The following is a 24,197-nucleotide window of genomic DNA, read 5'->3' on the forward strand; positions in this document are numbered from 1 at the left end:
CGCGCGGAAAATGGAGAGAGACATGACTGCTTTAATCGTTATCGCAAAAGGAATTGTGATGGTTGCGCTGGCCGCAGCGGCATTCCTCGCGCTCGCCATGGCGGTCGGCTATGAACCGGCGTCGGCGAAAGAGGCCGCGCAGTGCGAAACCCGGCCAGCGCCTGCCTGCCTCTTCATGATCCTTTAACCACGGCCATTCGGGCGCGCTTGCCGACGGCGCCGGCGCCGACTACCATTCGCCATCACATCAGAGCCGCCATGCGGCTCCAGCGAGGACGCGAATGATGAGCGATGGCAAGCGCGAGCAGCGCGCGGGCGGGGATGACCGTCAGGATCCCGGGAAACGCAAGCGCCGGAAAAAACCTCAATCAGCGGCGGGCGGCAGGAAGCCACCATCCTCGGGAGGCGGACGGCGCAGGACTGTCAGGCTCGCGGCGCTCGATCTCGGCACCAATAATTGCCGCCTCCTCATCGCCTCGCCGCGCGGACGCGACTTCCGGATTGTGGATGCTTTCTCGCGCATCGTCCGCCTCGGCGAAGGTTTGTCGCAAAGCGGTGTTTTATCCGAGGCGGCGATGGAGCGAACGCTGGGCGCGCTTAAAGTCTGCGCTGAAAAAATCGAACGCCGCGGCGTCACTCATATGCGCTGCATCGCGACGCAGGCCTGCCGCGGCGCGCAGAACGGCCCCGCCTTTCTCGAAACGGTCTCTCGCGAAACGGGTCTTTCCTTCGATATCATTACGACGGAGGAGGAGGCGCGGCTCGCGGTGGCCGGCTGCGCCGATCTTCTCGATGAAGCGGTCGGGCTCGTTTTCGATATCGGCGGCGGCTCGACGGAGCTGTCCTGGGTGCGGCGCAGGGAAGGCGGCGTGGAGATCGCCGCCTGGACGTCGCTTCCCTTCGGCGTCGTCTCCATTGCCGAAAAATGGGGCGGGCGGGAGATGAGCGCCGAAACCTACGCCGCGGTGGTGGGTGAAGTGCGCGCCGTGATTGCGCAGATCGGCGATCCTGCGGGCATGAAGGATATTTTCGAAAAGGACGGCGCGCATCTCCTCGGCACGTCGGGCACGGTGACCTCCATCGCCGGCGTGCATCTGGGTCTCGCGCGCTATCGCCGCGACAAGGTCGACGGCATCTGGCTGACGATCGACGATGCAAAAGCCGTGACGGCGAAACTCAACGCCATGAGTTTTTTGGAACGCGCCAGCGAACCCTGCATCGGCGAGGAACGCGCGGACCTTGTGGTCTCCGGCTGCGCCATCCTCGAAGCTTTACAGGCGGAATGGCCGGCGACGCGCATCCGCGTCGCGGACAGAGGCTTGCGCGAAGGCATGCTGGCTGACTTGGCGCAGCAGGCGCGCAAAGGCAAATAACGGTAATGGCTACTGAGATGCAATTTCGGCGATTTCTATAATGTATGCATCGTATGGATGATCTTCATCAATAATCTCGGGACCATCAATAATTGCACCAGAGAAGATATTCTCCCCGGCTAACCATCTAGCTTCTGCATTCTCAATAGACATTAGAATTTTAATTGCGCTATTTATATCATAGGAATGGTAAGATAATTTATGAGCGTAAAGTGCGGCGGAAAGAGCAAACTTTGCTGAGTCTGCAAACATCATAGGTACAGCCGGATAGGGTACTTCGTCAGTAGCATCATCAGTCCGCTCGAAAGTTGAGATACATTCTTTTACATTTACTGATGTTACTCTTCTGCAGTTAAAAGGTCTTGCTCTATATACGCTACATTCGGCGGAAATTAGTAAGGAGCAGGCTATAACGTTAGCCCAGCGGCCTTCTTCATCTAATCTCGGTGCATCCTCTATTTGTTTAATGATAAGATTACGTGATTGCGAAGGTAGAGCCTCAATTACTCTACGGATTAATAGTAGCTCTGGTGCGCTAGCGCTTGCAAATAGATAGCAGCAATAGGAACACCCTTTCTTGCAAGCGAGGCCGGGAAATGGATAAGTTTTATTTGAGCGCTCTAGTACTCGCATAGCTGCTTCGGTTGCGTCCGAGGCTCTGCGAAAGCTATTTCCGCCAAGTATCCCAATAAGGTGGGCAGCCAAAGCAATTGTCTGGCGTTGCAAAAGAGTTTGATCCGGCTGAAAGCCGTGCTTCAAAGTCTTCTCTATTGCGTCGTTTTTCTGTTTTTTGAGTGCGCGGCGTTGGCTTCTTGCGAGTGACATTACGTTAAATGTAATATTAAATGCGCGTTTCAAAGTAAAGATTGGGTGCGGGGAGAGGATTTGAACCTCTGACCTTCAGGTTATGAGACCAATTCAAAAACCTGCTAACCTACTGAAAACATTGAGAAAATTCTATTTCTCTCTGTGTAAGTGTGTAAGGAACTGTGTAACTTTGCTCCCCTTTCTGTTGCTTACTTGAGAATAGTTATCAAAAATTAACGATCCTGGCAAGGGCGCTTCTCGGGCTTCACTTACACAGGTCTTACACAAAGACTTTTACAGTAAAAATATCACATAGATACAATGGCTTACGCGAAAACAGAACAAACCGACGCCTGAAGCCCGCACCATTTTTCCGATTTCACTATCCCAAAATGAAAAAAAATGGTAGTTTCGGTAAGTGAAATCGGAAACCCAAACTATGCGCGCAAGGGAGTATCTGGACGAGCTGGCCTCGAAAGGCCGTAACCATTTCTCGTCCGTGGAAGCGCATGCCGCTCTTAAGGGCAGCGAAGACTCGGTCATGCACGCGCTAAGTCGGCTGATCCAGCAGGGAATGCTGGCCTCGCCGTCGCGCGGTTTTTACATGATCATTCCGCCCGAATACCGGTCCCTCGGAAGCCTGCCGCCGGACCAGTTCATTCCTGCGCTGATGGATCATCTCGGGCTTGTCTATTACGCGGGCCTGCTTTCCGCAGCTCAATATTACGGGGCGGCGCATCATCGTCCGCAGGAGTTTCAGGTGTTCGTTGCGCGCAACCGCAAACCGATCAGGTGCGGCGCGGCGAGAGTCGCTTTTATAGCGCGCAAGAACATCGATGAGGTCAGCGTTCAAAGCTTTAATACATCGGCAGGCACTATCCGCGTATCGACCCCGGAAGCCACCGCGTTGGACCTTGTGGGATATTATGCGCGCGCCGGGGGCATGGATCAGGTGGCAACGGTCCTTTCGGAACTCGGAGAAAAACTGGACGCTGAGAAGCTAGCGGAAGCGGCGAAAATTGCGCCGGTCCCATGGGCGCAGCGCCTGGGCTATCTTCTTGAGCAGGTTGAACACGAAAGCCTGACCGGCCCGCTACAGGCGTATGTTTCGGAAGCGGCGAGGGATTACACGCCGCTCCAGCCACCCGGCGCTGACAGTTCTGCGCCGCGCTCGAAGCACTGGAAGCTCATTATCAACGCTGATGTGGAGGCGGAGATATGATCCCGCGCGCCTACATCATGGAATGGCGTGAAGAAGCGCCGTGGCTTCAAAATGCGCAGGTCGAACAGGATCTGATTATCAGCCGTGCGCTTGTTGAGATATTTTCAAATCCGGTGCTGAAAAGCGCCTTGGCGTTTCGCGGCGGCACGGCGCTTTACAAGCTCTTCATGAAACCGCCCGCGCGGTATTCCGAAGATATAGACCTCGTGCAGATCAGGGCCGAACCCGCTGGCGAGATTATGGGGGCCTTGCAGGATTTGCTGAACCCATGGCTCGGCGCGCCGAAATATAAGCAGACGCAGGGGAGAGTGACATTCGTCTATCGGTTTAACTCGGAAGATCAGCCGCCATTGCCGCTGCGCTTAAAGGTAGAGATCAACACGCGCGAACATTTTTCGGTGTACGGGATCAAAGAGGTTCCTTTTGAAGTTTCCTCGCGCTGGTTTAAAGGGGCCTGCGCTATTGGCAGCTATGAGCTGGACGAGCTCTTAGGCACGAAGCTTCGCGCCTTATATCAGCGCAAGAAGGGGCGCGATCTGCTCGACCTAGCGATCGCGCTGGAAGAAACCGGCGCAGACCCGGCCCGCATTCTCGAATCCTTCACAAAATATATGGAGCATGGCGGTCATGCTGTGAGCCGTGCGGAATTTGAGAAAAACATGCACCATAAATTGCAGGACAAGGACTTTACGAGTGATATTTCGCCGCTGCTGGCGAGCGGACGGTCATGGAACTTGGAAAAATCAGCCAAGCTTGTTTCAACGAAACTAATCGAATCCTTGCCGGGCGATCCGTGGAAAGGCGAGGGCTAAGCGGCCATTTAATGGAGTAAATATATGATCCGATTAGGAATAGAAGAAGATAAATGGCTAATTTATGAGGGTGATGCAGGGTATTTTGGACGTGCAATTTGGCCAGCACCTGTCATCACTCCTGCGAAAATCGTTTTTGAGTCTGAAGGACCGTTGATAGCGGAAAGACGAGGTGAGGACCGCACAACTGCCTGTCGATTTCGAGAGGACTCTTATGACCCTGTTTCAAGGATACGGCGAGGCCGATTTTATACTGCGCAAGATATCGGACAGCAACCCACTCAGTGGCGTGTGCATCCACATCCGGCCTTACCCTTTGAAGCTCATTACGCGCCAGATAGGTTAGGCTTGGTAAAAAGGCTTCATACGTTTCGTAATATGCTGTTTTTCCGCGAGTTCATTAAGGACCGTAAAGAGCAGCCGTTAGTGTTGTTGGGGTTTGATGATTGTTTCACGGTCTGGGTAGTAACCGATGTGGAGGCCATATCTTCGGGAGAAGATTTAGTGACTTTAAAGGCAAGGGGAACTTTTGGAATCCTGCCTGTTTATGATGACCAAAAGATTCCAGAGCGCTATCGAGCCAAAGTAACGGAAACCCTGGACACATTTGCAGACTCTGTACATCGCTCGGCCCCCATATCAGTTATCGATAGGGCGCGAGATGCGGCAAGCCAAATACTTCTCGCGCACTTCAATTTAAGTGGCGAAGATGCGAAAGACTTGGGAAATCTAGCCAAGCGCGCAGAAAAAGACCGGCTGGTTGTAGCTAGCGCAAGTCACATAATCGCACGTTTACATGCGCGCAACAAACCTTCTGAACGAGAACGGCGGAAGATGCGAGCAATTAGAGAGCAAGACGCCGAACTGGCAACGCAATGTTTGGGAGTAATCCTTTGTGAGCTAGGTTGGGCTGAGTGGAAATAAGAGGCGCATAGGCATAAGCTGAGCATTAACGTCGTGCTGTTTGAATACAGTACAACAGGCATTTTAAGCGATTTCACTAATCGCAACAGGTATTGAGTTTTAGAAAAACTGGTTGCGGGGAGCGGATTTGAACCGCTGACCTATAGGTTATGAGCCTATCGAGCTACCTGGCTGCTCCACCCCGCGCAGAAAAACTAACGTGTACGGAATAAGTATTCAAGAAAAATCAAGGGTGGGTTGCTCATGCAACCCTGCCTTTCGGCGAGAACGGGGTGTGCAAGCTTCAACGAAAAATCGACGGCGGGCGCAGGGAGCGAAGCGATCCGAGCCTCGGGAGACCGTCTATTTTTCTTGCAAGCGCGCTGAGGGGCTGGCCCCTAAGCCCAAAAAAGAGAAAAGACCGCCCCTGTGTGAAACGCAGTGGCCAGGACCATATAGGCGCGGCCTCTGGGCGAAGTCCGGTGGTAACGCGCCGCTAGCGCAAGGGATCGAAGCCGGATGGCCGAGACCCGCCATTGCCTGGAAGCTATGGCACGGGGCTCGGTTCACGAGAGCCCGGTCCGGCTTTGCCGGATGCGCCAATAGTAACATAATTAACCGAAAAATGCTTGCCTCAGCGCAAAGTTCAGTGGCAACATTCAAGTAATACAAAATAATGGTGAAATCGATTTCTAGATGATTGAATCTGTACACATTAGAAATGAAGGGGCCTATGACGCCATTGGAACAAGCCTCACAGGCTTAAAGGCGCTCAATTTCGTGTTCGGCCCGAATGGGTCCGGCAAAACGACGATTTCCCGCGTGATTGACGGCGCGGAAACCTACCCCGACTGCACGGTGACATGGGTAGCGGGCAATCCCCTGGAAACGCGCGTCTATAACCGTGATTTTGTCAAAAAGCATTTCGATGCGGAAAGCAGCATCAAGGGCATTTACACATTCGGCGATAATGTCGAAGTCGCTGAAAAGATCAGAGCGTTGAAAGTCGATGCCGATGAGATTAGCGAAAAGCTAGCCGGGCTGAAGAAGACGCTCTATGGCGCAGACGGCAATGGCGGCAAACAAAAGGAACGGAACGATCTGCAAAGCCAGGTAGTCGAGGATATCTGGACGGCCAAGAAGAACCTTGACGATCTAAGTGACGCCTTTTCCGGTCTGAACAACAATAAGAAAAACTTCTGCGCCCGCTATCTGGCCGAGGCCGAGAACAACAAGGCGGAGTTGCGGGACATTGGCGCGTTGCGCGAAGATGCCGGGACGGTGTTTTCCAGTACGCTGACCGAAGCGGCAACCTTGCCGCAGCCGGACAGTTCCGCTCTTGTCGCGCTCGAAACCGACGCAATCCTGACCAAGAAAATAATCGGCAAGGAAGATGTCGATATCGCAGCCCTGATCGAAAAGCTCGGCAACAGCGACTGGGTTCAGCAGGGACGGGAGTATTTTGACAAGCTGGATGATCAATGTCCCTTCTGCCAGCAAAAGACCGATGCAGCATTCCGCCAGAGCCTCGAAGACTATTTCGATGAAAGCTATGTCGCCGATCTTGCCGCCATCGACCGGTTGCTGGATGGCTATGAAACCAGGGCGAAGGCTCTTCTCGACGGCTATGGCGTAACGGCGATTGTGGATTCCCCGTTCCTCGACTGGGATGCGTTTGGCAAAGACCTCGCCACGTTGCGCCTCGCGCTGGAGAACAACATCGATCACATAAGAGTCAAGAAGAAGGAACCCAGCGCGCCGGTTACGCTCAAGGATACAAAGCCGCTCTTCGCGGCGGTTGATGCCCACATCGGCGCTGCGAACACGAAGGTGAAGGCGAACAACGACACGCTGCACAATTTGGACGCCCGCAAGAAGGAGCTGTCCGCGCAAATCTGGCGGCGCTTGCTGGAAGACACCAAAGCCACCTGCGATAAATACAAGAAGGCGAGCAGCGATCTCGATGCGGCGATCAGGAGCCTCAGCGGACAGATCGAACAGCGCACAGGTGAACTGGAAGCCAGGAATAGCGAGATCGAAGAGAACGAACGCAAGATCACCAGCATCAAGCCGACGATCGATGCGATCAACAAGCTTCTAAAGTCGTTCGGGTTTGTAAACTTCTATCTCGTGGAAAGCGCAGAGAACGGATTTTACGAGGTCAAGCGCCCCGGTGGAGACGATGCGAAAGACACGTTAAGTGAAGGTGAGAAGTCCTTCATCACCTTCCTGTATTTCTATCACCTGATAGGTGGATCTTTTACGGCAAGCGGCGCAACAACCGACAGGATTGTGGTGTTCGACGATCCGGTATCTAGCCTTGATGCCGATATTCTGTTCATCGTATGCAATCTCATCAAGGGCATCGTCAATGAAATGCGCGAGGGGAACAGCGCCATCAAGCAGGTCTTCATCCTGACCCACAATATCTATTTTCACAAAGAAATCACCTTCAACAAGAAGCGCAGCGGTGCCGGCGCGCTCCATGATGAAACCTTCTGGATCATTCGCAAGTCCGCCGACCGCTCCGAGCTAGTTCCGTCTGCGGAAAATCCTATCAGGTCGAGCTATGAGCTATTATGGCGAGAAGTGAGGCAAAAACCGCCTTCGGACACGGCAATCCAGAACGCCATGCGCCGCATCCTCGAGCATTACTTCAAATTCTTCGGCGGCGTCACGCCAGAAAGCATCATAGAAAAATTCGACGGTCAGGAAAAGCTGATCTGCGGTTCGCTCTTTTCTTGGATCAATGACGGCTCGCACTTCGCCAACGACGATCTCTATATGTCATGCGACCCAGGACAGGTTGGCCGCTATCTCGCAGTGTTCCAGCGGATATTCGAGGAATCCGGACATGATGGGCACTATAAAATGATGATGGGAAACGATTACGCTGCGCTCCCTATAGCAAACGAATCGGAAGATCAGCCAGCCGCAGCAAATGACCCGATGGCTGAACTAGCTTTGCCTGAATCTGGCGCTGGCGCGTCGCCTTAGCATCGTCTGTGGAGGGCCTGTCAAACAGACAAAGCTGAGGGTGTGGTACCTGCTTCCAAAAGAATCCATCACACTAGCCGTAGCAGTGAATACCACTTAGGCGTGCCGCAAACGCAAAGGAGCGAGACGGGTTTGCCCAAAGTGATGCTTCACCAGCCTGAGCTTGCCAAGTTCTGACCGGGATTTGTAAAGGCGCGCAAGGGCTCGTGAAGAGAAAGTCAGTCGATGCCTAGCTTGTGGAAGAAGATGCGGTTTCTCATTTCGGCATCCCTGAGCACCTTATCCCAACTCAAAACTTCCATGTAAAGATTGTTATTACCAAACCAACGAAACCAACCTAATCCATCAGGCATTGGCGTAAATTCTTTCTCTGAATGCAGCCACTCTTTCACCTTTTCTGTAAGCTCACACATTATGTAGCCATAGAAAGGCGTCTTGTCCGCCACTTGGATGGGGCGTCCTTTAGGTGTCCTGAACTTGCCTTTGCGTATATTGTTTACGTACCGCAGAATTTGTTGAACGGGGTCTTCATCTGATGACGGATTTGCAAAGTCGTCCCTGCCTGGGCGCTTGAATTCGAAAACAGTAATGGGATTACTTGCTTCGTTATCTCCTCGAAAAAGTACGGGGAGGTCAAAAGCAATGATATCAGGGCGCTCAGTCCTACCTCCGGCCAGTGGCGTATCTGAACTAACAAAGTTGGTAAAATTCAATCGCTCGTCAATGATCCACAAATTGTGATCTTCAAATGATGTCACTCCACTATCGCCTTTGCGAGGGAAAATAATGTCGTGCACTGTCGCTTCAGAGGGGTATGTGCCTGCATCATTAAGCTCGATACTGCGTGTAAAAATGTCCAGAACGTTTCTACGGAGAGCGATATAATGAATGAGATCGTTCTTGCTAGTTTTGGAAATTTTATTGACGATGCTCGCCAAACCTTCATTTAGATCGCCCGCCGACGTTTCTGACAATATTTTCTCTACCTCTCGGCGGATGGCCACCTCCTGACTAAACTTTTCCTTCTGAAAAACGGTTTCTATTTGTTCTGGCGTCGGGTTGAAGGGCATGGACGATAGGTCAATTTCCTCAGCTATTGAGCGATGCCAGGGGGCGGATGTTTCAACATAGTTTTGCACCCTTTGGCGCTTCTTCTCCTGTCGCGCGGTTATCGTGTCTCCTAAAGCGTCGCGCGCTAATGCCGCAGCAGTCTGTTCAATTTCTGTTTGTGATGTCGGGTGCATGAGGTCTTCATCGTTTGGAAATTCAAAGCCCCCGCGCTCTAAAGAAACATTGGAATCCAAAAAGGGGCTGGAGACATAAGCTTTGATAATATAATTTCGATCACGGCTCTCCGTGCCTTCCGCGGAGCTGTCGAAAAACTCATCTATGAACTCAGGCACGTAATTGTGAATAGCTGTTTCGGTAACTTCTCGCCTGTCAGCGACTAAGCTTATTTTGCTCTTTTGACTTTTCGGAGAATAAATTTTGAAAATACGAACTTGAAAGGTTTGTGGCCCTTGGCGGGATTCGAGAGTGAACAAGCCGTTCTGTAATGGTATCTCCATTATTAGGCCAGAGAGCTCGTTACTGACGAAATCGTTGAGCACAATCCTATTGGAGCCATCTTCTTCAGCGATTGATATTTCTGGGCATTTGTAATCTGCATCGATAAAGTATGGCAGGAGACGCTCCACCAAAGTACGCGCAATAGTTTTTAACTGCTTATCTGTGAAGCGCTTTTGTTTGACCCTGGATAATGTTACCTTCGATCCTACTGTCCCCTTTGATACGGTCTCGATTTTCTCACTTACAATAATGTCCGTTTGTTTGCCCATTCGAAAAGTCCGCCTTTGCAGGCGCTCTCCCGTGTCGTAGACGCTATCAATAAGCAGATCTTCGAAATACTTCAGGCAAGTAAACCGCCCAAAACCTTTCCCGCCCTGTTCGATTTTTTGATCTGTGTAGAGAGTATCAAATGAATCCCTGTTTTTCTCTGTGAAACCGATTCCGTTGTCGGTAATAACGAAGCTCTCTACAGGCGAGAGTGCGTCATCCAACTCTTGTTGCTTATGCCTATGAACGATGATTTCAATCTTTCCCTTGGGAGGGTTTATCGATTCGATTGCCTGGATCGCATTCACCACTGTTTCGACAAGTGGCGTGTAAACTGTTGTTCCGGAGCGTATGTTTTCAACAGCTCGTTTAATGTTCACATTACTCATTAGAAGGTCTCATCCTAAGTATTTTAGATATAATGTAGTCATTCATGGTTACGCGGCCTCCACTCCGACAACATCCATCAGCTTGGCGTAGTCGGTGATTACGTCGTACTTTACTTTGTCGGCGTCGATTTTCTCGTTGAGTTCAGAAAAAAATTTGCGGGCACATCCGATCTTGGTGCGCTCTATTTCGCGCAGCTTCATCGATGACATTGAGCCTTTCGTTTCAGCGACAAAGTATATGTGTTTAACGCTTCCCTTCTTGAAGGAGATAGCCCAGTCGGGATTGTAGTCGCCAACTGGTGTAGGGATCAGGAAGCCACGCGGAAGTTTCGCATATACGACGACTTCGTCGCTGGCATCCAGGTCGTAGACGAATTGCCGTTCCACGCCGAAATCAGGCATGCAGTAATCAAACACATGTTTTTTAAGTTTCTCGGTGGCGCGGGAGAAATCCTGGCCTGTCTGCGCGGCAGTGAATATGTCGGTGTCGTACCGATCCTCCACGGCGTTATAATCGAGTTTCTCGATTATCATCGTCGCCTTTTGCTCTTTGATAAGCCGCGAAGCTTCCGCAATGAAATGTTCGGGATTTTCTCGGAACTGTCCGAAGACCACCGGTGCTACGCCACAGAGGATATCCGCGACGGTCTTGCGCGTTAGATGCGCCTCTTCTGAAATCTTCCCCACCAAGTCATAAGAAACATCAGAGTGAACTGCGCCGCCTCGTTCGGTAGAGATGCCTGTGACCTCGAACCCTTGACCCTGAGCAAGTTGGTCAGTGGTGAGGGCGGCTACCTGCTCGCCAATCGTCGTTGTGTATTGGAGGGGTGTAACGCGAAGATGGCTGTCCAGGGCTTTGATCGACTTTGCAACCAATTCCGTTGAATCAAAATCGACCCTGTAGACAGCCTTCCGATTGATCCTACTCCACAGCTCCTGAAACGCCTTCTTTTTGAAGTTGTCATTGAGCGGATTGGTTTTAGGTTTGCGCCCGTCATCGATTTTAGGCAGCTTGCTATCGTCAAAGACGCTATCGATCAGCTCGATGATCTGGTGCTTGAATGGCTCCAGGTCCTCCGAGAAGCCGGGCATGTCCCCAGATTCCTTGGCTTGATGATAGGCTTCAGTTATCTCGTCGGAATCGTCGGTGAAATCGTTTTTGACAAGATAGCGGTAAATCTGTTTCGCCATCTGAGCCGTGATCTCCCTAGACCCATCATCAGTTTGGATCACTTTGCCAGTGAAATACTCTTCCGTCGCCTTGCGCGGACGCGCCGAGAGCGTGTCGCTGATCTCGGTCTGTAGCCCTGCAACGAAATCCTTGTAGCTTTCGCTGGCGACGACCGTCAGTACGTTAATGTCATGGACAACGGCTGGATGGTCCATACGGTCGCCGTGCTGATCGACGGAAAGGCGCAGGCCCCGCCCGACTTCCTGACGACGTGAGATTGTATTGTCGCTGTGCTTCAGCATGCACATGACAAATACATTCGGATTATCCCAGCCTTCGCGAAGCGCCGAGTGCGAGAAGATGAACCGTGTCGGTTCTGCAAAAGACAGTAATCGTTCCTTGTCTTTCAGGATGAGGTCGTAAGCATCCACATCGTCGGAATCGACAGCCCGCGCGCCCACAACGGGGTCTTTCATCCGATTGGTTTTCTTGTCGATAGCGAAGTAGCCGTTATGCGTTTTGGCGGCATCAATGCCAGCGAGGTAGGCTCTGTAGGCTTCGTTATCGATAGCCAGCTCATCCATATACTCCTGCTTGAGCTGCTCATACTCCTGCTCGAAGACGCGAGCATAATCGCCTTTTTCATCGTCCTGGCTGTAGTCGCGGTATTTGACGACTTCATCGATAAAGAAGAGCGAGAGCACTTTGATGCCCTGAGCGAAGAGCTGCTTTTCCTTATCGAAGTGCGCCTTGATCGTTTCGCGGATTTGGATACGGCGAATGTCGCGCTCGTTCACATCGCCCGTGGCTTCTCCAGCATTCAGAACCGCGCCATTCGTGAATTCGACCGTGTCGTTATTGTAGTCGATCTGTGAAATGGTGAAGCCTTGATACTGATCGAGGCCGCCGGAAACGTCATAGAGGTTGCGGCCAAACTCAAGCACCCTGAGCTGGCGCTTGATCTCGCCTGATTTGAGTTTGATCTCCATCTCGATCCGCGCCACGGGCGCTTTCTTCGAAATCTCGATACCCTCAAGATAGAGATAGGCGTTTGTACCCGCGAGCCCGCGCGTTTGAATTCCACGCACGGCGATCTTCTTGACCAACTTTTGATTATAGGCGTCGAGCGCATCGAGCCGATGGACTTTGCAATGTCCGGTTCTGTGAGTCGCGGAATAACGCAGGATCATCAGCGGCTTGAATTCAGGCAAGGCGTTGAGCGTCGCCGCGCCTTCCATTTTCTGAGGCTCATCGAGAATAAGGATCGGGCGATTGGCGCTAATCACGTCAATAGGTTTGCGTGACTGGAAGTCGTCCAGCTCATCATAGATGCGGCGGTTGTCCGCGCCGCGCGATGCAAAGGCTTGGATGTTGATGATCATCACGTTGATGCCCGCATCGGAAGAAAAGCTCTCCAGCTCGTGCAGGCGTTTGGAATTGTAGATGAAAAATCGCGCCTTCTTGCCGTAGGTTTCGGCGAAGTGGTCTGCGGTGATCTGGAAGGACTTATAGACGCCTTCACGGATCGCGATGCTTGGGACCATGACAATGAACTTCGACCAGCCGAAGCGTTTGTGCATCTCGAACATGGTCTTGATGTAGTAGTAGGTTTTGCCTGTGCCGGTTTCCATTTCAATGTCGAGATTGATTTTAGAGCCCGGCTTGTAGGAGCGCGGTGCGGCCTGTCGCTCGCCTTTGCGATTTAGCGTCGTGAATTCATCCAGCGATTTGGAGAGCGGCAGGTTCTGGCGTTTCTGAACAGCCTGGATATTCGTCAGCAGGGCTGTGTCGGCAAGGCGGATATCCTCGTTCTTGAAGCCTTCCTCAAAGGCGCTAACCTGCGCAGCACGGCCCGGATCGATGCGATAGCGCAGCCCGTTGTTCATGGGCTGGCCCGCAAAGCAATCGACCACGGCTTCAACCGCATTCGTCTGATAGGGTTGGACCTTGAATTTGAGTTTCATGGCCGCCCCCTAAATCGATTTTACATCGGTTGCAGGGGAGAGTTGGCGGAATATCTGATCGACATTGATCTTGACCGCATCGGACTCAAAGCCGTTATCCCTGAACACGACCCGCATGGGCTCATGCTTGGCGAGTTCCTTGACCAGCTCTCCCGTCACGCCCTTGTCGAAACAGGCGATCAGGTCATAGGGCGCTTCACTGACGAAAAAGACTGTCTTGCCCTGGATGGTTTCCTTGCGGATCGGCTTGGTCAAATCGACGCCCCAATCGACCAGAACCTGAAACAGCAAATCCTCAGGATTATCCCGGCCCGGTTTGATATTATCGACCGCGCCGAGCAAATCCTCCTGTTTCAGCTCTCCCGGCGTATAATACACATCCGCCATATTGGAGGTATCGATCTTAAAAACGCGAAACCCCGCGTCACCACTCCAACTTTGACTGCAATCGCTATCGGTAATCTTAATTCCCGCTCGACGAATTCTCTCCTTGGTAATTTCAGATACGACTTCAGGAAAACCCAACTCACGGCAAAACTTCGCCGCAACCTTGGTGTTCAGGGCGGCAGCGTCCAACTTTTCGGGGGCCTGAACCAACACAAAGGAGCGACGCCCCCCGTCTTTTGCATTCTGTTGCATGACCGCTTGAGCCGTCGAGCCGGAACCGGCGAAAAAATCGAGGACGATTCCGTTCGTATCATCAAATGTCACAAGTTCGACAAGCCGCCGTATCAGCTCGGATGGTTTGGCGAAAGGAAAAACCTGAGCGTTCCCCAGCAGGTCTACAATCTCATTTGTTCCGTGCTGCCCGTATACCCCTTCGATGATCGAGAAAAATTTTGACGCTCGCTTTTCTCCATCGGACGTATTCAGATATTGCTTCGACGAAATTGACCAAGTTCCGTCTTTCAACTTCTGAAAATGAACCTCGCCAGATGCAAGAGCCTGCTCCATTCGCTCCTTGCTCCAGCGCCATTGGCGCTTTGGCCACAGCTCGGACCCATCCGGGCAAGGAACGGCAAATCTTAGATTAGGTCGATCCTCAAAGCTCTTCATCGCCTCTAGCGGGTGAGTTCTGAACGGGCCTTTTTGCTGAAAGTGTTCATCTTTGTTGGTGTAGTACCGCTCTACTTGTGCATCTGTTAGCGGCACATATAGATCGGCCACTGAATCAAGATTGCGCGCATACATCAGAATATATTCGTGAATTGAAACGAGATGCTTTTCTTTGGCTCCGCCGCCGTATCGCTTTTTCCAAATAATATTGTCGATGAAGTTCTTTGCACCAAAAATCTCATCACATATTTTTCTTAGGTTGTGAATTTCATTGTCGTCAACGGAGATAAATATGACTCCGTCATCTGAAAGAAGTCCCTTTGTAAGGCGCAAACGAGGATACATCATCGAAAGCCAATCCGAATGGAAGCGACCATTGGCTTCAGTGTTCGCAATCAATCTCGCGCCTACGTCGTTAGTCTGATTTGAAGCAACCATGTAGTCGTCAGTGTCGACTGCGTAATTGTCATTATAAACAAAATCACGACCCGTATTGTACGGCGGATCAATATAGATCATCTTGATCTCGCCGAGATATGTCTCTTGCAAAATCTTCAATGCATCCAGGTTATCCCCCTCAATAAATAGGTTTTTTGTCGTATGAAAATTGACGCTTTCTTCGCGACAAGGGCGCAGCGTCTTGGCAATTGGTGCATTCGCGGTTAGCAGCGCCTCACGCTTTCCCGGCCAATTCAGGTGATATCGCTCTTGCGGACCTTCAACGATATGGTCTGAAAGCTCCTGCCGTAGCTGATCGAAATCGACGGCGTAGCACGTCTCGCCGTTTTCATCTTTCGCTTCTGTGACGCAGCCCGGAAACATTTCGCGGATTTTTGCGATGTTTTCGTCGGTCAGGTTCGGGCTGTGCATTTTCAGTTTTTCCATTCGTCTTTGTCCGTATCGTTTCAGGCGTCAGCCGCTTTGCCGCCGCCAAGGTTTTTCAGTTCGCTCAATGCCCCGCGCAGCTCGGCATTGATCGCGACTTTTTTGTTAAATTGCTTTTCACGCGAGAGGCGCGCTTTGATGCGTTCGACCTCTCGTTCTTTCGCCCTGATCGCCTCTATTCGCGCCACACGGGCGTCCAGAGGCTCCATATCGCCGGCATATGCCGGAATCAGGGATGACAAAAGCTTGTCATACAGACTACCCAAATTGAGGGCCGTTGGCAGCGGTTTTCTCGGGTTATCCTCAAGCTCCCAATCGCTCGCGAAATACTCGCTCACGACCCATTTGACGCTGTCCGCCTCGCTGGGGCGCTTGTAGGCTGCAATGGACTTGCGTTTTCCGCCGTTGGTCAGCTCAAAGATGATAGGAAAGGCAATCGCCTTATCGATGGCAAGCAAAATATCTTCATCCAGCTCTGGCGTCCTGAGGCTAATGCCAAATACCTGAATTTCCGACACGGCTTTCGTGGCGGATAGGTTGATTGTTTCGGGCGCAAGCTTGTAGCGCCAGACGATCTGGTCCACCTGATCGACAAAAAGCTGCCGCAGCCGCGTGGTCGCGCGCGCATGGTCATAGACCTTGGTCTTGGGGACAACACGCCAGAACTTGGCTGCGGGCGGGTATTCGAAGCAGGCCGTCATGAGCTGCCCTCCTGCACGACGAGGAAGGCGATCAGCTCAAAATCATTAAGCCCAGCGATTGTATTCACGAGCGCCGTGGTTCGCCCGCCACTGAAAAGGCTGTCTACGTCCTTTTCTTCCTTCAACTCGATCATGGAGCGGATGGCCTGGCTCAATAGCTCCGACTGCAAGTCCATTTTGCGGCCATCATCGGTCCGTTCATTGAACAGACGGCAGACGGCTTGGATCGGCTCATTTTCGCCTTTGCAGGTCGCGCGGAGGACATCGAGCAGCCGTTTGACCTCTGTGTGATCGGCGACAACCGTCCCGTTATTGCCGATATAGACAAGATAATATGGATGCAGGCGGTTCTGCTGATTGATGTTCACGCTGTCATGGATGTTTTTCAGCGCAAAGATGACGCCCGGAGGCAGGCCCAGCGCGGGGTCAGACGGCACCACGGCGTGAAGACCGTTTGGCATCCGCCCCAAGTCGCCATCTTCTTTGACGTAGTTGAGCAGGTCCATACGGAAATCATTGAGGCCAAGGTCGGTGATCGAAACGCCGGTCTTCAAGTCTTCCAGCTCGATGACCTCTTCCTGAAGGCGTTTGAGCTGTTCCTTGCGGTAGGCGATCTCGCTTGATTTTGCGGTGAGTACGTTGTCGTCGCCCGTCGCCGTTACATCCGCGATCATCATCCGATTTTCGACGCGCTCTTTGAGATTGATGTACTCATCGAGACTGATATCCGGCCAGTAATTGACGAGCTGGATTTGTGCGTTTGGCGAGCCTATACGATCAATGCGCCCAAAGCGCTGGATGATGCGCACCGGATTCCAGTGAATGTCGTAGTTGATGAGATAGTCGCAGTCCTGAAGGTTCTGCCCTTCCGAGATGCAGTCCGTACCGATAAGGATATCGATCTCATTGTCATCGTTCGGCAGGATAAGATGCTTTTCCTTCGAGCGGGGGGAGAAGAGCGTTAAGATGGATTGGAAGTCGTAGTTTTTCTTGATTGTCGTTTTCGGTGAATCCGAGCCCGTCACGCGCGCGGTGTTTAGGCCTTTGCTCTTCTGAAGGTCGGCTGCGATGTTGTTGTAGAGGTAGTTCGCCGTGTCAGCGAACGCAGTGAAGATGAGAACCTTGTTGTTTCCCTGATTGATGGGGGTGGCGATCTTCTCTCGAATATGCGCTTTCACATGCTGTAGCTTTGCGTCATCCTCTGGGCGGATCATATCCATAGAGGCAAGCAACGCATCGATGAGCGCTAAATCACCCTTTAAGTCGTGCTGCCAGGACTGCACGTCCATATCCGCGAGGTTGATCTGAACCTTCTTCCCCACTGTAAAGTCGCCCAGCCCAGACAAATCCTCATCGTCTTCATCGAAATCCGAGATGTGGCCGGTGTAGTCCGATACTTCCAGCGCGCCGCCCGACCGCTCGAAATCGGCGATGGCGTCTAACGTGCCGTTGAGGTTGTCCTTTAACGAACGCAGTGTGAGCCGAAACGCCTCAACAGAGCTTTCCAGACGCTTCAGGAGGTTTGTTGTCATCAGCGCCTGAAGGCTGCGCTCGCGGTCGGCTTGCTTGAGCTTTCCGCCACCGCCTTCTACCTCTGTATCGTAGAGAGCCTCATACTTTGCGATGCGGCTGGGCAGGATGTAGCTCAGCGGTGCATAGACTGCGAGCTTCAACATGGAAAGTTGAGCGACGATCTCGTTGAGGCTCATCACGTCTTTGCGTGTTGTAAGCGGGCAGTGGAACGAGAGCGGCTTACGGCGCTCAGGGAATTTGCCGATGTCCGCAGTATCGTAGAAAGTTTCGATGTGCTTGCGTGAGCGGGCTATTGTGACGCTATCCAGCAGCTCGAAAAAGTCGAAGTCGAGCATCTTCAAAATAGTTGGGGCAGTACGCTCCTCAGGCGGCAGTTTTGACCAGACGTTAAAGGCGGCTTGGGCTTTGCGAAAAATTTCTTCAATACTAGATTTTGATTTGAGTTTTTTGCTTAGGGCCTCAGACTGCCCCTCGTAAGCAAGGGCTAATTGATTACGAAGGTCGTTAAACCGATTGTTCACGGGAGTTGCGGATAGCATGAGAACCTTAGTCTTCACGCCATCGCGGATGACTTGGTTCATCAATTTCTGATAACGGGTTTCTTTATCTTTATAGATGTCGTTGTTTCTGAAATTGTGGGACTCATCGATCACCACGAGGTCATAGTTTCCCCAGTTCACCCGATTGAGCGGAGTGCCGAATGAATCGCCGGAGGTTCTTGAGAGGTCAGTATGACACAATACGTCGTAGTTGAAACGATCCTTAGCAAAGATATTCGTCTTGAGGTTTTTGTTATAGTTTAGCCAGTTATCGGCAAGCTTCTTCGGGCACAGCACGAGAACCGAACGGTTGCGCAGCTCGTAGTATTTGATGACGGCTAGCGCCGTAAATGTCTTACCTAAGCCAACGCTGTCAGCAAGGATGCAGCCGTTATACGTTTCAAGCTTGTTGATAATGCCGGTGGCAGCGTCTCGCTGATAATTGAAGAGCTTATTCCATACGACGCTTTCGAGATAACCTGTCCGGTCATTGGGCAACACATCTTCGTCAATTTCTTCGAGGAATTCGCTGAAGAGATTGTACAAGATCAAGAAGTAAATGCGCTCGGGGGAGTTCTCCTGATAAACAGACTCGATGTGCTGGCAGATTGCCTCTGTAACATCTTGCAGCTTCTCGGCGTCACCCCAGATTTGATCGAAAAGCTCAATGTAGGTGTTCGTATGTGGCGCACCGTCGAAACGATTCACAATATTCGAGATCGCATTTCCCTGCTGATAGCCGAGATCGACTGCGGTAAACCCGCCAACCGGCATATATGCGACCTGCATATCTGCGGCGTCGATACACACAAATTGTTGCATGGGCGCCTTGGTCTTATTTGACCGAAATTTCGCTTTGTTTCTGATCCATGCAGCACATTCGCGCGCAACCGCCTTTTGGGTCAATTTATTTCGGAGTTGTATTTCGAACTCCGAGCCATAGAGGCTCCGTTCGCGCTGGGACTTAGGAATGAAGAATTCACGGCGCTCGCGTTTGACTTGGTCGGTCACACCTTCCGGCACGAAGGTGGGTGCTGTGAAGATGAAATCGAGGCCGTCTATTTTGGACAACTCGGACTTGAGCGCTTCAAAGGCATAAATCGAAAAACACGACGCCGCGATCTTTAGTCGAACCCCGCGTTTTAGCGAGGCCTTTAGATCGTCGCCCAAAAGATGGGTTATATTGTCAACGACCTTCATTTCCCGCCTCGAATGAGTTTATGCTTTTCTACATTTAGGTTTTGGGAAGCATTACTATTAGTATTTTCATACTTCGCCAGATAGTCGCGCATAAATTCTCGGAGGACTTGCGCCGCAGGGCGGTCCTGTTGCTGACAAAGCTTTAAAAATTTTTCGCGAAGTTCACGCTCAACGCGAATGCGTAATCCCGAATCTTTTTTCATTAGATTAGTGTACCCTTTGGATACACAATTGCCTAGGTGCGGCTAAGATGCGTGGAGAAAATTCCACAGGAAAAACAAACGCTTTCTAAGAAGCTCGGTGGAGCATGATTCTACTGGGGTTCGCGCTGTTCTCGTTCGCGGCGCCTGTCCTGGCGGAGCTTCCGAGCTATGTCTCGAGTAGTCTGATCAACGGCAGATTCTTGCGGTCGGGAAGGGGAGGTGAGGCCAGTGCTGGCTTTTTCAAAAGTGTCGCTGAGTGCTGATCGGCGGGCAGGGCGGGTCTGATCCTGTTGCGCACCCAGCGCTGAAATTTCCGCGGAAGCGGTTGATTGGCGGGATGCATCCTGCGCCGCGAACTGCGCCCTCAGATTTGGAATCTCGGACGGCGGTGCTTTGGATTCCGCTTCCAGGTGTGCCTCCGCTGCCCGCATGCGCCCTTCGGTGTAGCGGGCTTCGAGTTTCAGGCGTTCGAGCCCGTCACGCAGTTCCGTCGCCATGCGCGCCTGTTCATCGAATGCCGCCTTTGCGGTGCCAATGACATGATCAGGCGATACCGGCTCCGCCGAATAAGAGAGTGTTGAGCCTTCCGACTGGCGGCGGCCCATCTGCCAGGCGAGATCGTCGAGGTCGCGCGCCTGCGACTGCGCCACGAACATCTGCGTATCCTCCCGCGCCCGCGACATCGCCACATAGGATGATGCGTCGCGCCAGTGACGGGTATGCAGGACATAGCTCTGGTCGAGCGTCTTGCCCTGTCCGCGGTAGATGGTTCCTGCATAGCCATGGTCGATGGCTTTGAACTCCCGCGTATCGACCTCGACGGTCGCCCCTGCATCGGTCTCGATGCTCAGCACCCGGCCTTCGATGCCGATCACGGTGCCGAGCGCGCCGTTGAAGACGCCGTTCGGCTTGTCATTCGCGCGAAACTGCACGCGGTCGCCTTCGCCGATTTCCCGCAGGCCCCGCGTGGTCTCGACCTCAATCGCGTCGCCGATGCGCCCGCGATTAACTTCGATCTGGTGCAGGGCTTCATTCAACGCATCCACCTCCTTGTTGGTGTAGGCGAAGACAAAGCGCTCGCCGCGCTCATGCGCCGTGTCCTGCTCCCATGCTGTAAGAAGGCGCTGGCGGGCTTCATCCAGACTGTCGCTCCAGCGGATAAGGCCGCGCTCGTCATACGCCTGTAACCCTTCCCTGAATTTTCCTTCTGCGAAGGCTTCCGAGGCTTGCCGCGCCCAGCTTTCATGCTGACGGCGCACTTCGGTCAGGGAGGCCGTACCGAACGCATCGCTGAGATCGCGGAACATGCCGCCGCGCTCGACGGACTGGAGCTGGCGGCTATCGCCGACCATAATGAGCTTCGCGCCGCTTTCGCGCGCTTCATTGAGGAGCCGGTCCAGCACTTTCGTCCCGAGCATCGCCGCTTCATCGACGACGATCACCGATTTAGCCGTGAGCTTTGCATTGATATGGGAGAGACGGTTTTCCCGCCACCATAACAGCGAATGCACGGTGCGCGCGTTCCTGAAGCCGGATTTTCCAAGGTCGGCGGCGACGGTGTTGGTGGGGGCAAGACCGATGACCTCATAGCCATCCGCTTCCGCCGCCATGCGGATGGTTTTTAAGAGAAAAGACTTGCCCGTCCCGGCGCGCCCTTCGATCAGCTTCAACGCGCCCGGTTCCAGCGCATGGCGCAAAGCCGCCTGCTGCTCGCCGGATAGCTGTATCTCGCGGAAGAGGCTCTTATGCGATCTATCCGCAAGGCGGTGCCGGTGATCGGAAGCAAGCGCCCGCGCATTGGCGAGCACATTCAATTCCTGGGTGCGGACATGGCGCGTCGTGTAGCCGATAAAGCGCCCGCTCGCTGGATCGGTCAGGCGCAACAGCCTTTCGTCTTTCAGGATTCCGGTTGCAAGCGCTCGCGCATGCTGATGGCCCTTATCGGCCAAGAGCCCTTCAAGCTGGCCGCGCGTGAAATAAGAGCGCGTGCCGAGCAATTCGCCTTCGACCTCATCCAATGTCGGCGCAGGCGCGATGGGGAGCGTTCCGCCCGCTTCGTCTCGGGCGCGGCTGCGTTGCTTTTGCAACTCGCGGGCTTCATCGACGTTTGGAAGGTTCTCAAGCGCTGAAAGCTGCGCCCTGAGTTCGGCGGCTTTGACGGTCTTCAAGCGCCGCGAAAGGCTGTGGACGCCGCCGGCGGCATCCACCACGACAAATGAGCGCTGATCCCCTTGGGCCAGGATCAGGCCGCGATGCTCAAGGGCGTTCTGGAAAGCTTTCGCCCCATCCGCCTGTTCCCAGGCGGACCTCACCGCCGCTCCGATCTCTTTGATGGAGATTTTCGTGCGGGCCTGCTGCTGGACTTCCCATGGGTAGGGCGTGCGGTCGGGCCGCGCGCGGTCTTCCCGGCCCGCATGGGCGCCCTCGACGCGCGCATGACCGAATTCAAGTTCGAGGGCGCGGGCGACTTCCTCATGCGCGCGGTAATTATGGCTGACCGGGATGGCTTTCGCCTTTTCGAGGTCGGTGCGAGACCAGACCACATGCCAGTGCTCGCGGCCATCCTTCACATGCTTAACGACGGCGCGCGGCTGGCCCGAAAACCCCAGCCGCGCCTCCAGCGCATCGACGGCGTGCCGCCATTGGTCATCGCTTAAATGCTCATCGGCGCGGGTGTTGATCATCGCATGGTAAAGGCCCTTCTCGGCGCGCGTCGCGGCTTTAAGGGCGTCCATCTCGCACAGGGCGTCATGGAGGTTCGAGCCTGCGACATCGCGCAGCTCGATCACCTTCACCTGTTCGTTTTCGTCCATCCGCAGGAGGTGGGCGGCAAGGTCTTTCGGGTTGGTTCTTGCGCGCCCCTTGATGATCATGCGGCCCCTTCCGGCTTCAACGCCCGCATGATCTCGTCGCGAAGATCCTGCACGGCATGAAGCGCCGCATGCAGTTCCTCGCGCTCCACATCGCCGCGCCGTCCCGCGTTATAGAAGTAGGCGATCTGGTTAATGTTGGAGCCGACCTTGCCCAGCTCTCCGAGTAGCCGCGCTAATGCAATTGTATCGGGCGAGGCTTTCCGGCGCGCACGGGCGGGCGACGCGCCCAGGAGGATTTTGCGGGAATAAGAGCCGAGCGTAAGGCGCGCCTCGCTCGCCGCCTTTTCAAGCGCCGCGAGCTCGTCCATGTCCACCCGGAACTGGACGCGCGCGGTGCGCCTGCGCTTGTCGCTTCCGCTTCTGCGAGCCGCCATCTCGCATCCTTTCCACAACGACCTCTCGGGGATGCAACGGGGCCGCCAGCCCCTTGCCAAGCGCGCGGTATGACCGCGCATGGCTTGCACATCTCCCTTTTGTTCAGGATACGGTAGAATTTTCTAGGAAACTCTTAATGGGCGCACGCTTGTATGTGGAAACCACACACGCGCATGCGCCGACAATAGCATGATTGGTGAACGGATGATAAGCATGTCGGGAGATGATGCGCCCGTGACAAACACGCGCGCTGGCGAAACCGGCAAGAAGCGGTTCCGCCGAAGAGCTTTTCAGAACAGCGAGAGCTGGCGGCGCTTGTCTTCCGCCGCTTTCCACTTCGGATCGCGGGCGGCTTCATCGAGCCAGGCGTGCACGTATTCGTGCAGTTCTTCTATAGTTAAAGCGGGCTCCATGGGGCCGAAGAAATGCGACCGGTAGCCGGTCTCCGTAATAGGAAGCGGCCCGCCGTCACAGCTCTGGATTTCGAGGTGATCGACGATCCCCCATTTGACGGGATCGTAGGAGAGCCGGATGGACCGGCCCTCCCACATCATTATGGTTTCGATTGGCGTGCCGGAGCGCATGGTCAATATTCCTCCGCCAGCATGATGGTGAGCACGCGATACGACTTCACCGGATCGGACGGGTCTTCGGAGCCGTATTCGCACTCCGCATCGGCGTAATAATCGATCTTCCAGAACAGGCGTTCGCCGCCTGGAAGCGAGAATGCGCCGAAGTCATGCTCGCCGTAAGGATCGTTATCCGCCGTGAAGCCGTCGAAGTTTTGCACCATCGCGCAGGCGATGATCTGCGCCGCCGGGCCAAGGCTTGCCACGCCCCGCGTAAGGTAAACAGCGCCGGGCGGAAATGCCTCGCCGAACACCGGCGTCTGGATGCGGGCGCGGAGTTGATCGTTCAGCTCCGCAATCCGCTTTTGCTTGGCGGGGCTCATTATTGAGCCCCTTTCGCTGCGCTCGCCTGGAACGTGGCGGGCAGGACCACGATGCGGCCCTGGAAGGGCTTGATCGCGAGGTTCGGTTTCACCGGGCCGGTAAAGCCCGGACGGTTCTTCGTCGGCCAGAGCGAGCAAAGCTCGGTCCAGTGGGTTTCGCCCTTATCGTCTTCCTGCACGAGAAAAACGCGGTGCGCCGGTCTCTGGGTGTTGGTGTTCGTGGTTTTGGTTGCTGCTTTCGTCATTGTCGCCTCCTTGGCTTTTGAGGCCGGACCATTCCTGCCTCATGGGGGCGAATTGGCGGGGGCATAGGCCCGGTCCGCGTCAGGGGGCTTCTCGGGAGACCGCGCGTATGCGCGGCGGAAGCCCCTTGCGCGCTGAAGGGCAGCCGGGCCGCATCCGCCAG

The 24,197-nt window shown here is 53.7% G+C and carries 18 protein-coding genes and 1 tRNA gene; 6 read left to right on the forward strand and 13 right to left on the reverse strand.

Going from position 1 to position 24,197, the window contains the following annotated elements:
- Positions 1 to 22: 22 nt before the first annotated feature.
- Together ACQY5P_RS01470 and ACQY5P_RS01475 are read left to right on the forward strand one after the other, a co-directional pair.
- The gene (locus ACQY5P_RS01470) at positions 23 to 187 is read left to right on the forward strand and encodes a hypothetical protein (protein WP_428409067.1); all 165 of its coding nucleotides are present in this window, start codon (positions 23 to 25) and stop codon (positions 185 to 187) included.
- A gap of 94 nt (positions 188 to 281) precedes the next feature.
- Entirely contained in the window at positions 282 to 1,373 is a 1,092-nt protein-coding gene (locus ACQY5P_RS01475; RefSeq protein ID WP_428409068.1) for a Ppx/GppA phosphatase family protein, read from the forward strand.
- A gap of 9 nt (positions 1,374 to 1,382) precedes the next feature.
- On the opposite strand, the gene ACQY5P_RS01480 is transcribed toward ACQY5P_RS01475, so the two are convergent.
- Complete coding sequence (locus tag ACQY5P_RS01480; protein WP_428409069.1) at positions 1,383 to 2,231, reverse strand: hypothetical protein; 849 nt, start codon at positions 2,229 to 2,231, stop codon at positions 1,383 to 1,385.
- Between the two features lie 490 nt (positions 2,232 to 2,721).
- Between ACQY5P_RS01480 and ACQY5P_RS01485 the strand changes: the two genes are divergently transcribed.
- The 3 genes from ACQY5P_RS01485 to ACQY5P_RS01495 are packed head-to-tail and all read left to right on the forward strand — an operon-like array spanning position 2,722 to position 5,138.
- On the forward strand, positions 2,722 to 3,402 hold the full coding sequence (locus ACQY5P_RS01485; protein ID WP_428409070.1) for a type IV toxin-antitoxin system AbiEi family antitoxin: 681 nt from the start codon (positions 2,722 to 2,724) through the stop codon (positions 3,400 to 3,402).
- The gene (locus ACQY5P_RS01490) at positions 3,399 to 4,214 is read left to right on the forward strand and encodes a nucleotidyl transferase AbiEii/AbiGii toxin family protein (protein ID WP_428409071.1); all 816 of its coding nucleotides are present in this window, start codon (positions 3,399 to 3,401) and stop codon (positions 4,212 to 4,214) included. The genes ACQY5P_RS01485 and ACQY5P_RS01490 overlap by 4 nt, the downstream gene beginning before the upstream one ends.
- A 24-nt stretch (positions 4,215 to 4,238) precedes the next feature.
- A complete protein-coding gene (locus ACQY5P_RS01495) occupies positions 4,239 to 5,138 on the forward strand; it encodes a hypothetical protein (RefSeq protein ID WP_428409072.1) in 900 nt (299 codons plus the stop codon).
- Positions 5,139 to 5,247: 109 nt separating this feature from the next.
- Here ACQY5P_RS01495 and ACQY5P_RS01500 read toward each other — a convergent pair.
- Positions 5,248 to 5,324: transfer RNA gene (locus ACQY5P_RS01500), tRNA-Met, on the reverse strand.
- 489 nt (positions 5,325 to 5,813) lie between these two features.
- Between ACQY5P_RS01500 and ACQY5P_RS01505 the strand changes: the two genes are divergently transcribed.
- A complete protein-coding gene (locus tag ACQY5P_RS01505; protein ID WP_428409073.1) occupies positions 5,814 to 8,114 on the forward strand; it encodes an AAA family ATPase in 2,301 nt (766 codons plus the stop codon).
- A gap of 218 nt (positions 8,115 to 8,332) precedes the next feature.
- On the opposite strand, the gene ACQY5P_RS01510 is transcribed toward ACQY5P_RS01505, so the two are convergent.
- The 11 genes from ACQY5P_RS01510 to ACQY5P_RS01560 form a co-directional block, all read right to left on the reverse strand.
- Positions 8,333 to 10,339 (reverse strand): ATP-binding protein, encoded by a 2,007-nt coding sequence (locus tag ACQY5P_RS01510; protein ID WP_428409074.1) that lies wholly within the window; start codon positions 10,337 to 10,339, stop codon positions 8,333 to 8,335.
- Positions 10,340 to 10,387: 48 nt separating this feature from the next.
- The gene (locus tag ACQY5P_RS01515) at positions 10,388 to 13,474 is read right to left on the reverse strand and encodes a type III restriction-modification system endonuclease (RefSeq protein ID WP_428409075.1); all 3,087 of its coding nucleotides are present in this window, start codon (positions 13,472 to 13,474) and stop codon (positions 10,388 to 10,390) included.
- Between the two features lie 9 nt (positions 13,475 to 13,483).
- Positions 13,484 to 15,415, reverse strand: coding sequence for a site-specific DNA-methyltransferase (locus ACQY5P_RS01520; RefSeq protein WP_428409076.1), 1,932 nt, complete (start codon positions 15,413 to 15,415; stop codon positions 13,484 to 13,486).
- 20 nt (positions 15,416 to 15,435) lie between these two features.
- Positions 15,436 to 16,116 carry a DUF4391 domain-containing protein gene (locus ACQY5P_RS01525; RefSeq protein ID WP_428409077.1) on the reverse strand — a complete coding sequence of 227 codons (681 nt, stop codon included), beginning with the start codon at positions 16,114 to 16,116 and terminating at the stop codon, positions 15,436 to 15,438.
- Positions 16,113 to 19,388, reverse strand: a complete 3,276-nt coding sequence (locus tag ACQY5P_RS01530) for a helicase-related protein (RefSeq protein ID WP_428409078.1) — start codon at positions 19,386 to 19,388, stop codon at positions 16,113 to 16,115. The genes ACQY5P_RS01525 and ACQY5P_RS01530 overlap by 4 nt, the downstream gene beginning before the upstream one ends.
- Positions 19,385 to 19,591, reverse strand: coding sequence for a hypothetical protein (locus ACQY5P_RS01535; RefSeq protein ID WP_428409079.1), 207 nt, complete (start codon positions 19,589 to 19,591; stop codon positions 19,385 to 19,387). Before ACQY5P_RS01535 ends, ACQY5P_RS01530 begins: the two co-directional genes overlap by 4 nt.
- 110 nt (positions 19,592 to 19,701) lie before the next feature.
- Complete coding sequence (locus ACQY5P_RS01540; RefSeq protein WP_428409080.1) at positions 19,702 to 22,464, reverse strand: AAA family ATPase; 2,763 nt, start codon at positions 22,462 to 22,464, stop codon at positions 19,702 to 19,704.
- Positions 22,461 to 22,838 (reverse strand): plasmid mobilization protein, encoded by a 378-nt coding sequence (locus tag ACQY5P_RS01545; RefSeq protein WP_428409081.1) that lies wholly within the window; start codon positions 22,836 to 22,838, stop codon positions 22,461 to 22,463. Before ACQY5P_RS01545 ends, ACQY5P_RS01540 begins: the two co-directional genes overlap by 4 nt.
- 291 nt (positions 22,839 to 23,129) lie before the next feature.
- The gene (locus ACQY5P_RS01550; RefSeq protein ID WP_428409082.1) at positions 23,130 to 23,423 is read right to left on the reverse strand and encodes a hypothetical protein; all 294 of its coding nucleotides are present in this window, start codon (positions 23,421 to 23,423) and stop codon (positions 23,130 to 23,132) included.
- 2 nt (positions 23,424 to 23,425) lie between these two features.
- Positions 23,426 to 23,791, reverse strand: coding sequence for a DUF3768 domain-containing protein (locus ACQY5P_RS01555; protein WP_428409083.1), 366 nt, complete (start codon positions 23,789 to 23,791; stop codon positions 23,426 to 23,428).
- Positions 23,791 to 24,036 (reverse strand): hypothetical protein, encoded by a 246-nt coding sequence (locus ACQY5P_RS01560; RefSeq protein WP_428409084.1) that lies wholly within the window; start codon positions 24,034 to 24,036, stop codon positions 23,791 to 23,793. Before ACQY5P_RS01560 ends, ACQY5P_RS01555 begins: the two co-directional genes overlap by 1 nt.
- Positions 24,037 to 24,197: the final 161 nt, after the last annotated feature.

The sequence above is a fragment of the Hyphococcus sp. genome, assembly GCF_965267305.1.
GTDB lineage: Bacteria > Pseudomonadota > Alphaproteobacteria > Caulobacterales > Parvularculaceae > Hyphococcus.